Origin of the sequence: Actinokineospora sp., from assembly GCF_052390155.1 — a bacterium.
Taxonomy (GTDB): Bacteria; Actinomycetota; Actinomycetes; order Mycobacteriales; family Pseudonocardiaceae; genus Actinokineospora.
Window position 1 is genome coordinate 238,629 of sequence record NZ_JBQTHF010000030.1, and the last position, 13,825, is coordinate 252,453.

General features: G+C 71.7%; 12 protein-coding genes, 1 tRNA gene and 1 pseudogene. 3 read left to right on the forward strand and 11 right to left on the reverse strand.

Annotation, left to right across the window (positions count from 1 at the left end):
* Position 1: 1 nt before the first annotated feature.
* The 3 genes from ACT4N7_RS12795 to ACT4N7_RS12805 form a co-directional block, all read right to left on the reverse strand.
* Complete coding sequence (locus ACT4N7_RS12795) at positions 2–205, reverse strand: hypothetical protein (protein WP_444828886.1); 204 nt, start codon at positions 203–205, stop codon at positions 2–4.
* Positions 206–372: 167 nt separating this feature from the next.
* Positions 373–1,983: a peptide chain release factor 3 gene (locus tag ACT4N7_RS12800; protein WP_444828887.1), complete on the reverse strand. Its 1,611-nt coding sequence runs from the start codon at positions 1,981–1,983 to the stop codon at positions 373–375.
* A gap of 74 nt (positions 1,984–2,057) precedes the next feature.
* Positions 2,058–4,994, reverse strand: a complete 2,937-nt coding sequence (locus ACT4N7_RS12805) for an AAA family ATPase (protein WP_444828888.1) — start codon at positions 4,992–4,994, stop codon at positions 2,058–2,060.
* A 212-nt stretch (positions 4,995–5,206) separates the two neighbouring features.
* On the opposite strand from ACT4N7_RS12805, the gene ACT4N7_RS12810 reads away from it, so the two are divergent.
* Together ACT4N7_RS12810 and ACT4N7_RS12815 are read left to right on the forward strand one after the other, a co-directional pair.
* A complete protein-coding gene (locus ACT4N7_RS12810; protein ID WP_444828889.1) occupies positions 5,207–8,158 on the forward strand; it encodes a type 2 lanthipeptide synthetase LanM family protein in 2,952 nt (983 codons plus the stop codon).
* Positions 8,159–8,260: 102 nt separating this feature from the next.
* A complete protein-coding gene (locus tag ACT4N7_RS12815) occupies positions 8,261–8,458 on the forward strand; it encodes a hypothetical protein (RefSeq protein WP_444828890.1) in 198 nt (65 codons plus the stop codon).
* A 26-nt stretch (positions 8,459–8,484) separates the two neighbouring features.
* Here ACT4N7_RS12815 and ACT4N7_RS12820 read toward each other — a convergent pair whose 3' ends face one another.
* The 7 genes and pseudogenes from ACT4N7_RS12820 to ACT4N7_RS12850 all read right to left on the reverse strand — a co-directional run bounded on the left by ACT4N7_RS12820 (position 8,485) and on the right by ACT4N7_RS12850 (position 13,361).
* Entirely contained in the window at positions 8,485–9,222 is a 738-nt protein-coding gene (locus tag ACT4N7_RS12820) for an urease accessory protein UreD (RefSeq protein WP_444828891.1), read from the reverse strand.
* Positions 9,223–9,325: 103 nt separating this feature from the next.
* Positions 9,326–10,009, reverse strand: coding sequence for an urease accessory protein UreG (ureG, locus tag ACT4N7_RS12825; protein WP_444828892.1), 684 nt, complete (start codon positions 10,007–10,009; stop codon positions 9,326–9,328).
* Complete coding sequence (locus ACT4N7_RS12830; protein WP_444828950.1) at positions 9,999–10,703, reverse strand: urease accessory protein UreF; 705 nt, start codon at positions 10,701–10,703, stop codon at positions 9,999–10,001. The genes ureG and ACT4N7_RS12830 overlap by 11 nt, the downstream gene beginning before the upstream one ends.
* A gap of 113 nt (positions 10,704–10,816) precedes the next feature.
* Positions 10,817–11,024: pseudogene (locus ACT4N7_RS12835) on the reverse strand (urease accessory protein UreF); the annotation flags it as partial.
* A gap of 2 nt (positions 11,025–11,026) precedes the next feature.
* The gene (locus ACT4N7_RS12840) at positions 11,027–12,739 is read right to left on the reverse strand and encodes an urease subunit alpha (RefSeq protein WP_444828893.1); all 1,713 of its coding nucleotides are present in this window, start codon (positions 12,737–12,739) and stop codon (positions 11,027–11,029) included.
* Positions 12,736–13,047 carry an urease subunit beta gene (locus ACT4N7_RS12845; RefSeq protein ID WP_444828894.1) on the reverse strand — a complete coding sequence of 104 codons (312 nt, stop codon included), beginning with the start codon at positions 13,045–13,047 and terminating at the stop codon, positions 12,736–12,738. The genes ACT4N7_RS12840 and ACT4N7_RS12845 overlap by 4 nt, the downstream gene beginning before the upstream one ends.
* A gap of 11 nt (positions 13,048–13,058) precedes the next feature.
* Positions 13,059–13,361, reverse strand: a complete 303-nt coding sequence (locus ACT4N7_RS12850) for an urease subunit gamma (protein WP_444828895.1) — start codon at positions 13,359–13,361, stop codon at positions 13,059–13,061.
* Between the two features lie 125 nt (positions 13,362–13,486).
* On the opposite strand from ACT4N7_RS12850, the gene ACT4N7_RS12855 reads away from it, so the two are divergent.
* Positions 13,487–13,559 (forward strand) — tRNA-Lys (locus ACT4N7_RS12855).
* Here the strand turns inward: ACT4N7_RS12855 and ACT4N7_RS12860 are convergent.
* Positions 13,521–13,763, reverse strand: coding sequence for an NAD-dependent epimerase/dehydratase family protein (locus tag ACT4N7_RS12860; protein ID WP_444828951.1), 243 nt, complete (start codon positions 13,761–13,763; stop codon positions 13,521–13,523). The two genes, ACT4N7_RS12855 and ACT4N7_RS12860, sit on opposite strands and share 39 nt — an antisense overlap.
* Positions 13,764–13,825: the final 62 nt, after the last annotated feature.

Consider the following 13,825-nt stretch of genomic DNA (forward strand, 5'->3'; position numbering starts at 1 on the left):
GTCACTCCCCGGACACGAGGCGGCGTGCGTGGCGGTAACTCTCCGCCGCGTACGCCAACTCCTGTTCGGAGTCCGCGCCGCCCTCGGCCGCGAGCCGCTCGTGCAGCCGGGCCTTCGCCAGGTACCAGGCCGCGACCGTCTCGGTCGACGCGCCCAGCGAAGGGCGGCTGTAGAACAGCGTCGTCAGGTCGATCAATGCGTTCATCGCGCTTCCCTTCGCTCCGCCCGGCTGGGCCCCGGACTGGGTGTTCGCTACTGGGACGTCGAAGCGGGAACCCGGAAAACGACATCACCAGCGGAACCAATGGTGCGGCGGGAAGACGGCGCCCGTCATGGGCACCTGATACCCATATTTCGCTGAGCCCGAAGTGCTCAGACCGCCTCGGCGACCAGCGGGTCGAGCCGCAGGTCGGGGTTCTGCCGCTGCATGACGCGCATGGCCATGTCGTCGGCGAACAGGGCAAGCTCGGCGCCATCGGCCCTGGTGAGCACCTCACTGCGCCGCCCACCATCCACAATGGAACGCTGGGCCGGATCGGCGAGCCGCCGCACGGCGGTGTAGTCCAGATGGTCCAGCCGGACCGGGCAGTTGAACTCGGCGCCCATCCGGTGGGTGGCCACCTCGAACTGCATCGGCCCCACCGCGGCCAGCACCGGCGCGGCGTCCCCGCGCAGGTCCGAGAGCAGCACCTGCACCACACCCTCGGCGCCGAGCTGCTCGACACCCTTGCGGAACTGCTTGGACCGCCCCAGGTCCGCGGGCCGGGCGACGGCGAAGTGCGCGGGCGCGAAGCTGGGCAGACCGGGGAAGCGCACCGCGGGCTTGCCCGCGTAGAGCGTGTCGCCGACGCGCAGCGCCGTGGCGTTGACCAGCCCGATCACGTCGCCCGGGAACGCGCGGTCGACGGTGGAGCGCTGCTGGCCGAACACCTGCTGGACGTATTTGGTGGCGAAGGGCTTGCCGGTGGTGGCGTTGGTGACCACCATGCCGCGGTCGAACACCCCGGAACACACCCGGGCGAACGCGATCTGGTCGCGGTGCGCGGGGTCCATGCCGGTCTGCACCTTGAACACGAACGCCGAGAACGGCGCGTCGAGGTGGCGGGACCGGCCGTCGACGTCGACCCGCGGGGTCGGCCGGGGCGCCAGGTCGACCAGCAGATCGAGCAGGTGCCGCACGCCGAAGTTGAGCACGGCGGCGCCGAAGAGGACCGGCGTGGCGGTGGCGGCGAAGAACCGGGCCACGTCGAACTCGCCGCCGGACGCGCTGAGCAGGTCGGCCTCCTCGACGGCCTGCGCCCAGGCGTCGCCCTCCTCGGCCTGCGCGGCCCCCGCGTCGAGGCGCTGCTCGGTGGCCGCGGTGGCACCGCCGGAGGTGCGGCCGTAGCGGATGAAGCCGCCGCCGATCCGGTCGAGCACGCCGCGGAAGTGGCCAGCCTCACCGACCGGCCAGGTCAGCGGCATCGGCTGCAACCCGATCCGCTCCACCAGCTCATCGCACAGTTGCAGCGCCTCGCGGCCGGGGCGGTCCCACTTGTTGATGAACGTGATGACCGGGATGTCACGGTGGCGGCAGACGTCGAACAGCTTCAACGTCTGCGGCTCCAGGCCCTTCGCCGCGTCCAGCAGCATCACCGCCGAGTCGACGGCGGAGAGCACCCGATAGGTGTCCTCGGAGAAATCCGCGTGCCCGGGGGTGTCCAGCAGGTTGATCACCGAGTCGCCGTAGGCGAACTGCAGGGCGGCCGAGGTGATGGAGATGCCGCGGGCCTTCTCCATCTCCATCCAGTCCGACACCGTCCCGCGCCTGCCCGCCTTGCCGTGCACGGCACCGGCCTCGGAGATCACTTTCGCGTGCAGCGCAAGGGCTTCGGTGAGGGTGGACTTGCCCGCGTCCGGGTGGCTGATCACGGCGAAGGTGCGCCTGCGGCCCGCTTCCCGCATCGGCTCGGACAGACCTGCGCTCGCGGGGCTGCTCGTCATGACACCCGCTCCCGCTGACCGTCGCGCATCTGGGATCCGCGCCTACCCCGAACCATGTCGACGCCGACTCTACGTCAGCCGGTGGGGCGGCCCGCCGTGGCGTCGGCCGACATCGCCAGCGCGTACTCGACCAGCGCCGCGCGGTCCGCGCTGCCGATCTTGGCGATCAGGCTCGCGACGTGCTTCTCCACCGTGCGCGGCGAAATGTGCAGCCGGTTGGCCAAACCCTTGTTGCCCAACCGATGGGTGAGCAACTCGAACACCTCGAACTCGCGGATGGTCACCCCGACGGCGCGCAACTGCGGCGGCACCCGGTCCGTGCCCGCCCGCCGCTGCTGGATCGGTTCGCCGATGCGGCGCAGCAGGGTCCGGCAGGTGCTGGCCACCGAGGGCGCGGTCGAGCGGTGGAAGTACTCCTCGGCCTCCCGCAGCCAGGCCGCGGGCTCACCCCACCCGTCCGTGTGCGCGGCCTCGGCGACCAGCCGCAGCCCGAGGTGGCGGGCCATCTCGAAGGGCACCGACACCCCGCGCGACCGGTCCACCGTGGCGGCGGCCTCCTGCGCGCGCCCCGCGCGGCCGAGCAGCACCGCCTCGGCGAGCAGGACGAACTGCTTGTTCCACCGCATCGTCGCGGGCGCGGACCCGGCGGCGGCCCGCAGCGCGTCGGCGTCCATCCGGCCGTCCAGGACTTCGAGCAGCAGCAGCAGGCCGTGCGTGCCCGCGAGGTAGAAGGTGGTCGGGTTCTCCGCCTCGGCCGCGACCACCTTGTCCAGTTCCCGCCTGCACGCGGGCAGATCCTCTTCGAGCAGCGCGCACATCGCGCCCGCGAGCCCGATCGCGAGCGGTAACTCCTGGGCCCGGTGCCCGCCGCTGTGCCGGAACTCCGCGAGCGCCAATTCCATCTCCGCGCGCTTGCCCTGGTGCGCGGCCAGCACCCCGCGCGCCATGAGCAGGTACCGCTCGACCGCGGCGAGCCGCAGCCTGCGCACAGCGGTCAGACTGGTCTCGATCTGCTCGGCCGCCACCGCGAAATCGCCGCACAGCACCGAATGCAGCGCGATCGAGGCCGACATGTTCTCCGCGAGGGTGACCGCGCCGACCTCCAGCGCCGCGTCCCGCGCGGCCCGCAGCACCGCACCGTCACAGTCGGAGAGCCAGGTGATGCTGGCCGACCCGATCGAGGCATACACCTGCCAGATCGGCAGGTGGTTCGCGCTCGCCACCGCCTTGGCCCGGTCGAAACACACCCGCGCCTCGGCGAGGTCGCGCTCCCGGGCGACGGTCCCGATCACGTGCCACGCCTGGCACAACACCGCCGGATCGGCCACCCGCTCGCCCGCGTCCACCAGCCTGCGGGCCAGCGCCTCGGCCTGCTGCATCCGGTCGGGGCCTTTGCCGTCGAGCGCGAGGTAGGCGGCAATGGCGTCGACCGGCGCGGTGAGCTCGACGTCGGCCTCGATCGGCAGGATCGCGCGCGCCTGGTCCACCTGCGCCATGCCGTCGCCCCACCGACCGGCGATGTGCGCGGCCCACGCCAGCCGCACGTGCAGCGCGACCCGGCGTTCCTGGTCGACGCCCGAATGCGTCGTCAGCGAGCCCGCCAGTTCGAAGGCCCGGTCGAACTGGCCGTGCTCGGCCAGCGCGTAGAGCAGCATCTCGGCCACGCCGGCGCGTAGCGCGGCTTCGCCCGCGGCGGCCAGCAGCTTCTCGGCCTGGTCGAGCAGCGCCACCGCCGAGCCCGCTGCCCCGTCTTCCAGCGCCCGGCGGCCTGCCTGGTCGAACAGCTTGCCCGCCGCGACGGGCTCGTCCGCGCCGAGCCGCAGCATCGCCGCCAACTGGCACCACTCGCCGGGCAGGCCGGGGTGGACTTCCGCGATGACGTCGGCCGCACGCCGGGAGATGTCGGCCCGGTCGGCGGGGGTGAGCCTGCCGCGTAACGCCTCCACGGTGAGCGGATGCTGGAAGGAATACCAGTCCGGGCCGCGGTCGTCCCGGGCGATCAACTGGGCCTCGACGCCCGCGTGCAGGTGGCCGAGCAGGGCGTGGTCGTCCATCCCGGTGACCCGCTGCACCACCGTCAGGGAGAACCGGCGGCCCAGGACCGCGGCCACCGAGCAGAGCTGGCGTCCGCCAGGGCCGAGCCGCTCCGCGCGGTCGGCGATGCTGCGGGTGAGCGTCGGCGGCAACTCCGTGGTGACGTCATCGATCAGCCGCCAGCCAGTCGGGCCGTGCACCAGGTGCCCGCCGCTGACCATGCCGTGCAGGAGTTCTTCCACCACGAACGGGACGCCCGCACTGTCTTTCCACAGGCGGTCGGCGAGCGATTCGGGAATTTCCTGGATTTCCACCGCCAGACAGGACGCGACGAACTCTCGCGACTTGGTGCAGGCGAGTCGACCCAGCTCGACGGTCACGCAGCTTTGCCGTCTGGCCGCGGAATGCACCAGGTCGAGCGCCGCGCTCGGTTCCGTTCGGACGGTCGCCAGCAGGACCGTGGACTGACTGTGCAGATTGTCGCAAATGTACTCGACCACGGCGAGGGTCTCGATGTCCCCGTCGTGCAGGTCGTCCAGGAACAGCAGGCAGCCGGTGGTGCCGCCGACGACCGCGGTCAGCCGCAGGATCGCCTCGGCCAACACGATCAGCGAGTCGCCGTGGCGGCTGGGTTCGCCGTTGTTCCACTCCGGCACCAGCCTGCCCAGCACCGGCCGGTAGGGGCCGAGCGCGTCGTCACTGAGCGACACACCGCGCCGCAGCAAGGACAACAGCGCCTCGGTCAGCGGGCGAAAGGGCACGTTGGGGCCGGTCGCGCTGGCCCGGCCGCGCAACACCACCATCTGTTCATCGATCGCCCGGCCGATCGCCTCCGCGGCGAGCCGCGATTTGCCGATGCCCGCCTCGCCGACGATGAACGCGGCACTGCCGCGGCCCTTGCCCGCGTCGCGGAGCATGCCGTCGAGCGTGTCCAACTCGCTGTCGCGGCCGACCAACGACGACGCGCGTGTTCGCATGGGCGCATCCTATAGAGAGTGGACAGTGGTTCAGTGGGAACTTTTCGTTACCGATTTCCCCGCCCATAAGTCGCTGGCCAGCGGAAATGCTCGCATTAGTCCGAATGGTCCGCGGCCGAAAGAGTGACGGGCAGAGTCCGGGTACCCGCGGGGCGAATATGGGGGCGTCGCCCCCATGCCCGACCCGGTACCCGGCTGCGAGTCTCGGTGACGTGAGCGAGTCGTCCCAGACAGACATGAGCCGGAGCCCGGCAGCACCCTCGTGGTGGACCGCGGGCCTGGCGGTCGCCGAGCGGCCGCTCGGCCAGGACGACGCGGGCGACCGGACCATCCGTCCCGAGTGGAGCGTCTTCGTCGAGCAGGTGCTCGCGGCCGAGTCGACCGGCACGCGGGCATACCCGGCCGCCGTCGACGACGACGTGGACGTCCTCGCCCCGGCACTGCACCAGTTCACCGTCGCCGTCGCCGAGCGGATCGCCGAGGGCGCGTCCGTCCTGGTGGCCGACGCGCGGCTGGACCTGGACCCGATCGTCGTCGGCATCGGCGCGCAGCTCGGCCACCGGCTCGCCACCCTCGCGGGCCGCACGCTGGTGTCCGAACTGCACCGGACCGCGACCGTGTTGTCCGGCGAGACCGCCGCGGACCGGTTCCAGGACTTCCTGCGCCGGGCCGCCACCCCCGCCGCGCTGTGCGCGCTGTTCCAGACCTACCCGGTGCTCGCCCGGCTGATCGGCCAGGCGTGCCTACAGGCCGAGCGGGCCGTCCTCGAACTGCTCGCCCGGTTCGCCGACGACCGCGCAGAGATCGTGGCCACGCTGCTCGACGGCACCGACCCTGGCGCGCTGGTCGAGGTGCGGACCGGCCTCGGCGACCGGCACCGCGGCGGCCGCTCGGTGACCGCGCTGGTGTTCGCCGACGGCCGAGGCGTGGTCTACAAGCCGCGCCCGCTGGACCTGCACGTCCGCTTCAACGACCTGGTGGCCTGGCTCAACGACCACGTCCCCACCCTCGTGGTGCGCACCGCCGCGTGCCTGCACCGGCCCGGGTACGGCTGGATGGAGCGGATCGAGCACGCGGACTGCGCGGACGCCACCGGGATCGAGCGGTTCTACCGCCGCCAGGGCGCGCTCCTCGCACTGCTCTACGCGGTCGACGCGACCGACATCCACCACGAGAACGTGATCGCCGCGGGCGACCAGCCGGTGCTGGTCGACGTGGAGACGCTGTTCCAGCCGGTGTTCCCGCCGAGCGCGTCCACCGGGCACGACCCGGCCGTCGCGGCGCTGTCGTCCTCGGTCGGGCGCACCGCGCTGCTGCCGAGCATGATCTTCGGCGAGCACGGCATGCTCGACATCTCCGGCCTCGGCGGCGACCGCGACACGCTCTACCCGAGCGAGGCGACCCGCTGGGCCGACGCGGGCCTGGACACCATGCACCTGGTCCGCAGGCCGGTCGTGTTCGACGGCAGCGCGAACCGGCCGACGATCGACGGCGCGCAGGCCGACCCGGCCGACCACCTGACCGCACTGCTCGCCGGATTCCGGTTGGCCTACAACGCGATCGTCGTGCACCGCGCCGAGCTGCGGAGCTTCCTGCCGCGGTTCGCCGACGACGAGATCCGGGTGATCGCCCGGCACACGCACGTGTACGCGAAGCTGCTGACCGAGTCGACCCACCCGGACCTGCTGCGCGACGGCGTGAGCCGCGAGCGGGTGTTCGAGGAGCTGTGGGCGCAGCCGCTGCACGACCGGCTCGCCTGCCTGCCCAGCTTCGAGGCCGCCGACATGTGGGCGGGCGACGTCCCCACCTTCTACACCCGCCCGGGCACCCGGGACCTGTGGACCGCGGCGGGCGAACGGCTGCGCGACGTGCTCGAACAGCCCGGACTCGACACGGTCGCGATCAAGGTCGCGGGCATGGGCGAACTGGACCGGCACGACCAGGAATGGCTGATCACGGCCACCCTCGCGAGCAGGCTCTCGACCGTCGAGCACCGCAGCGCGGACCTGCTTCCCGGCCCGCTGGTGGCGGTCGAGGCCGACCCGGACCGGTTCCTGTCGCTGGCCTGCGGCATCGCCGACGACATCGCCGCCCGCGCGGCACACGACGACACCCGGGCCAACTGGACCGGGATGGAACCGCTGGACGACCGGTTCTGGACGGTCCTGCCGATGGGCGCCGGACTGGCGACCGGCTACTGCGGAGTCGCGCTTTTCCTTGCACAGCTCGGAAAGCTGACCGGCGTCACCCGGTATCTCGATCTCGCGGCCAAAGCCGTGCGGCCGGTGTCGGGCCTGGTGGACCGCTTCGCCGCCGAACCGGAACTGGCCCAGGCCGCGGGCTGCGGCGGGTTCGCAGGCATCGGCGGCATCGCCTACGCCCTCGCCCGACTGACCAACCTGCTCGACGACGCCGACATCCGCGCGTGCCTGGCCACGACCGTGCGGGCATCCGCGCTCGCGGACGACCCGGCCGCGCTGAGTGTCAACGACGGCAGCGCGGGCGGTCTCGCGGCCATGCTCGCGGTGCACGCCGAGACCGGACTGCCCGAGGCGGCCGCGCTCGCCGCGACGCTCGCGGACCGTGTCGCCGAGGCCGAGCTGCCCGCGCCCGCGTTCGACAGCTTCCTGCACGGTCCGGCCGGGATCGGCTGGGCACTGCTGCGCTACGCCGCCGACACCGGTTCCAGCAGGCACGCCGCCGCGGCGACCGCGATCCTGGCGGGCGCTCCTTCGGTTGCCGCTGAAGGGAACCACGGCATCGACCAGGGCTGGTGCAGCGGGCTCGCGGGCGTTGCCGCCGCCTGGTCGCACCCGCTGGTCAGCCACGCCGACCGGCGGGCCGCCGGGATGGCCGCCACCCTCGCCGCCGCCGCGCCGCTGCGCGACTCCTCGCTGTGCCACGGCGAACTCGGTGTCCTTTTGGGACTGTCCGCCGTCGCCAAGGCGGGCCACGAGACCGCCGCCGTGGCGCTGGCCCGGCGCAGCGGCAGGCTGCTCGGCACGCTCGACAACCACGGTCCCCGGTGCGGGACACCGTCGGGCGTGCGCACCCCAGGTCTACTGGCCGGTCTGGCCGGTATCGGATACGGATTGCTGCACCTCGGATTCGCCGAGGACGTGCCGTCCGTACTCCTGCTCGAACCCGCAGTTTCGCGATTGTGACGGTCAACGGGGACCGCCAGTTGTATTCGGAATCAGGCAACGGAACGTCGACAGACCCGGGCAGGGCCAGGTCGGTCGACTCACACGGGAGGAACCACCATCATGCACGTTGACGGCCAGATCGCAGCCAACCTGGACACTGACGCCCGCCCCGCGCTGACTCCGGCGGGCGAGGTCAAGATCGCCGCGCAGAACGGCGTCGGCGTGCGCGCCAGAGCCCTCGCAGGCCTCTCCTTCGACCGCTCGGGCGCCACGATGTTCGCCCTCGCCTTCACCACCATCAGCGCACCCAACGCCTGATCCCCGGCCTGCCCCGAAGGGTCTTTTCAGGACTGTCCTGAAAGGACCCTTCGGGGCATGGCGGCGAGTGCGGTGGTGATGCGATTCTTGGCGGTGACCGCGTCGTGGGCCAACGCGGTGGCCAGCGCACCACCCCGGGCGAGGGGCACCAGCGACCACCAGTCACCGCCGGCGGCGTGGTCGGGTTCACCGAACCCGACAAGCAGTTCGGACGCCAGCACCCGGTGTCCGGCAAGGCCAGCGGCCGAGTCGTCGAGCGCGGGATCCCCGACGTCGAGCCGCTGCCGCACCAGCGCCACCCCATCCCGCACGACGTGCGTCTCGGTCGAGAGCAGCCCCGCCCGCTCACCGATCCGCCCCAGCACCAGCGTCTCCCGGACCCGCAACCGAGCCGCCCCCACCAGCGCGACGTCAAGCACGGCATGATGATGCGCGCGGCGGGTGACGACCGTCGGCTCAGGCAGGTACTCGCACGTGCCGCCGTCGCCGACCTCGATCCGCACCACACTGCGACTCTGCCCGACACCGGGCAACGCGAGCGTCGCGCCGACCCCCACCAGCCGCAAGCTCGCCCCCGGCCCGACCGAGACGGACAGCGCCAGATCGTCACCCCCCAACGGCGCGGCGGCGGAGTTGACCATGTGGACGGTGACGGGCCCGTTTCGTCGGCGCGCCAACAAGGTCAGCGGCGCGGCGGACACGATCGTCCGCACCACAGTCCGCCCCTCCACCAGTTCGACAGCCAATGACGCCCGGGCGCGCATCAGGCAAGCACCGCAGGCCCGACGAACACCGACCCAACACCCGGCGATGCGGACATCAGGCACGCCCCTCCGCCCTCCGCCGCGCCGGCAGGCGATGCGGGCATCAGGTCAGCAACCCGCGTACCCACGCCACGACCTCGGGTGCGTCTGGAGTGTCCACAAGCGACTGACTGATCACCGGCAGCGCCCCCCGCATCCGGTGCGCGTCACCGACCATCACGGCGAGATCGGCGCCGACCAGTGGTGCGAGGTCAGTCTTGTTGATTACCAGCAAGTCCGCGGTCGTGACGCCAGGCCCGCCCTTACGCGGCACCTTGTCCCCGCCTGCCACGTCCACCACGAACACCTGCGCGTCGACCAGGCCGCGGCTGAAGACCGCGGTCAAGTTGTCCCCGCCACTCTCGATGATCACCAGGCGCAGCCCCGGATGCCGCTCCTCCAACAACTCCACGGCGTCGAGGTTGGCGGTGATGTCGTCCCGGATCGCGGTGTGCGGACACGCGCCGGTCTGCACGGCCTCGATCCGATCGGCGGCCAGAACACCCGCCGTGCGCAGGAAATCGGCGTCCTCGGTGGTGTAGATGTCGTTGGTCACGACCGCGAGGTGCACCTCGCCCGCCAACTCCCGACACAACGCCGCAACCAGTGCCGTCTTCCCGCTGCCGACCGGGCCGCCGATCCCGATCCGCAGCGCCCGCCCGGTCGCGGGTGCCGCGCTGTGCCGGTCCGGCTCGGTGGCGGTCGGGTCGAAGTTGATCGGATGGCCGTGTCCGTGCTCAGCTCGCAAAGAGACGCACCTCTTCGGTGTGGTGGCGGGCATGGGATTCGGCGAGCAGGTCCAGGCCAGGAGCGCCCGGGGCAGGCAGATCGGCGGGCGCGGTTCCGACAAACCGCGTGGCCCGCAGGGTTTGCGCCCGCAACTCGTCGGCGAGATCCGCGATCATCGCGGTGACGGCGAAGGGGTCCAGGCCGAGCAGTCGCACCGCCGCACTAGCCGGCCCACTCACCGAGAGGTAACCGGCCACCGCCGCCGCATCACCAGCCGACCCCCCGGCGACTCCCGTCACCGCGCCAAGCGCAACGGCATGGTGCGGCCGCGCCACCGCCGCCACCAACTCCGCGAGCACCGACGAAGGCCACACCCGCAACCCGGCCCGCATGGTCCCCCGCCCCTGGGCCCGCGACGCCACCCGCTGCGCGACCGACGGCGTACGCGCGTCGAGTTCCCCATCCAACCCAGCCCACGGCACAACGCGCACCCCGCCGGAAACCTCCGCCCCAAGACCCACCCCGGCCTCCTGGACTCCCCCTCGGCCGGCCCCCGCCCTCAGCCCAATCCACCCCTGCCCACCAGCACCAGCCCCCGGGCCAGCCCACCCCTGCTCGGCAACACCAGCCCCAAGGACAGCCCCCGCCCTTCCCTTGGGGGGTCTGCCCTGCTCCAGTCTATCGGCCACAAGGGGTGCGCGGGGTGGGGCCAGATTTCTGTGGATGGTTGGACGGGTTGTGGACAACTCGGTGGCAGCTCGGGCTTCGGCCCAGGTGGCAGCCCCAGGGGCAACTCGGGCTTCGGCCCAGGTGGCAGCTCGGGCCGGAGCCAGACGGGCAGCCCAAGTGGCGGCCACGGCGGCGAAGATGGCGGCCAACTCGCCGGCTGTGCGGAGGCGGCCGATGAGGAACGCGGGCAGGTCGCGTTCGCCGGTCACCAGGCCGCGGGCGACGGCCTCCTCCAGGCCGCCGGAGTGCACGTGGCCACCGCCCGGGAAGCGGGAATCGGCCAGAATCAGCGCGACGATGTCCATGGTCAGAACAGGAAATAGCGTTGGGCCATCGGCAGTTCGCTGACCGGTGCGGGTTCGATCAGCTCACCGTCCACGTGCACGGTGAAGCTGTCCGGGTCGACCTGGACGTCCGGCGTGGCGTCGTTGTGCAGCATCATCGCCTTGGTCACGGCCCGCGTGTTGTCGACCGGCACCAGCGTCCGCGCGAGCCCCCACCGCTCGGTGAGTCCCGCGGCCTCCGGCGCGACGAACGTCAGGCTGCTCGCCGCCGCGACCGTGGGGGCCGCGCCGAACATCGGGCGGGCCAAAACCGGTTGTGGGGTGGGGATCGACGCGTTGGCGTCGCCCATCGCGGCCCAGGCGATGAACCCTCCTTTGAGGACTACCTGCGGCCGGACGCCGAAGAACTTGGGCTCCCACAATACAAGATCGGCGAGCTTGCCGACTTCGACCGAGCCGACGTGCGAAGCGATGCCGTGCGCGATCGCCGGGTTGATCGTGTACTTCGCGACGTAGCGGCGGGCGCGCAGGTTGTCGGCGCGGCCGTCGCCCGCCAATGGCCCGCGCCGGGCCTTGTTCACGTGCGCGGTCTGCCAGGTGCGGATCACCACCTCGCCGATCCGGCCCATCGCCTGCGAATCGGAGCTGATCATGGAGATGGCGCCGAGATCGTGCAGCACGTCTTCGGCGGCGATGGTGGACGGGCGAATCCGGCTCTCGGCGAACGCGAGATCCTCCGGCACGGACGGATTCAGGTGGTGGCAGACGATAAGCATGTCGAGGTGTTCGTCGATGGTGTTGATCGTGTGCGGCCGCGTGGGATTGGTCGAGGACGGCAGCACGTTGGACGCGCCGACCACCCGGATGATGTCCGGCGCGTGCCCGCCGCCCGCGCCCTCGGTGTGATAGGCGTTGATCGACCGGCCGCCGATGGCGTCCAAAGTAGACTCCACGAAACCCGCCTCGTTGAGCGTGTCCGTGTGAATCGCCACCTGCACACCGGATTCGTCCGCGACAGTCAGACACGCGTCGATCGCGGCGGGTGTGGTGCCCCAGTCCTCGTGCAGCTTGAAACCACCCGCGCCGCCGCCCAGTTGTTCGCGCAGCGCCTCGGCGCTGACCGTGTTTCCCTTGCCCAGCAACAACACATTGACCGGCTGGTGGTCCATCGCCTGCAGCATGCGCCCGAGATTCCAGGCGCCCGGGGTGACCGTGGTGGCCTTCGTGCCGTCGGCGGGCCCGGTGCCGCCGCCGATCAACGTCGTCAGGCCCGACGCGAGCGCCTGGTCGGTGAGCTGCGGGCAGATGAAGTGCACGTGGCAGTCGATGCCGCCCGCGGTGAGGATGCGCCCGTTGCCCGCCAACACCTCGGTCGACGGCCCGATCACCAGCGCGGGGTCCACCCCGGCCATGGTGTCCGGGTTGCCCGCTTTGCCGATGCCGACGATCCGCCCGTCGCGCACCCCGACATCGGCCTTGACGACGCCCCAGTGATCGAGGATCACCGCGCCGGTGATCACCAGATCCGGCGCGCCGTCCGCCCTGGTCGCCGTCGCCTGCCCCATCGACTCGCGGATTACCTTGCCGCCGCCGAACAGCACCTCGTCGCCGGAACCCGCGCCGCGGCTGCGGTCCTCGGTCACCTCGATCAGCAGGTTCGTGTCGGCAAGCCGGATCCGATCGCCGACGGTCGGCCCGAACAGCTCCGCGTAGCGCACGCGGTCGATGGACGTCACCGGTCCAACACCCCCGCCGACTCCGACCGCAGCCCGGGCACGATCCGCCGCCCACCGATCGGCACCAGGTCCACCTCGCGCTCGACACCCGGCTCGAACCGCACGGACGTGCCCGCCGGGATGTCCAGCCGGTGCCCCCACGCGGCGTCGCGGTCGAAGTCGAGCCCGGGGTTGGCCGCCGCGAAGTGATAGTGCGAGCCGACCTGCACCGGCCGGTCCGCGGCGTTCACCACGACCAGCCGAACCCGCGGCCGCCCCGGGTTGAGTTCGACCGGTTCATCGCCGCACAGGATTTCGCCAGGGCGCATCGGGGCCTCCATCAGGGAATCGGGTCGTGCACGGTGACGAGCTTGGTCCCGTCCGGGAAAGTGGCCTCCACCTGCACCGATTCGATCATCTCCGGCACGCCGGGCAGCACCTGGGCGCGCAGCAGCACCGCGCGCCCGCCTGCCATCAGCTCACCGACCGTCCGCCCGTCGCGGGCGCCCTCCAGCACGTGGTCGCTGATCAGCGCGACCGCCTCCGGGTAGTTGAGCAGCACGCCGCGCGCCAACCGCCGCCGCGCGACATCGGCGGCGACGTGGACGAGCAGCTTGTCGCGCTCGTGCGGTGTCAAGTGCATGGCAGCAGGTGTATCACCCGCACTCCGGCCGCGCCCATCCGCGAAACCTGGAGTTAACCTCGAACTTCGCCGAGCGGCCTGCCCGGTCCCCGACGACACGACCGCCCGGTACACTTGCCGCCCGAGGGGCGTTAGCTCAATTGGTAGAGCTGCAGACTTTTAATCTGTAGGTTCTGGGTTCGAGCCCCAGGCGCCCCACTCTCCCGCGGGCAGCCGTCCCGCAGCCACTGCTCGCGGGCCTGCTGTGGGCTCAGTTCCTCGAAGCGGACCTCCTCGCCGGGTGCGAACCCGGCAGCGGCGGCGGTATGCACGACGAACTTCCGCACGCCTGCCCGCGCCGATCAGTCGGTCCACCACACGGCGACCGATGTTCCCGGTCGCGCCCGTTACCAGAATTGTCATGTTTCTCCTGGTGGGTCCCATACTCGGCGGAACTGAGTGGCGACAAGCCGGGACTGTCAGCG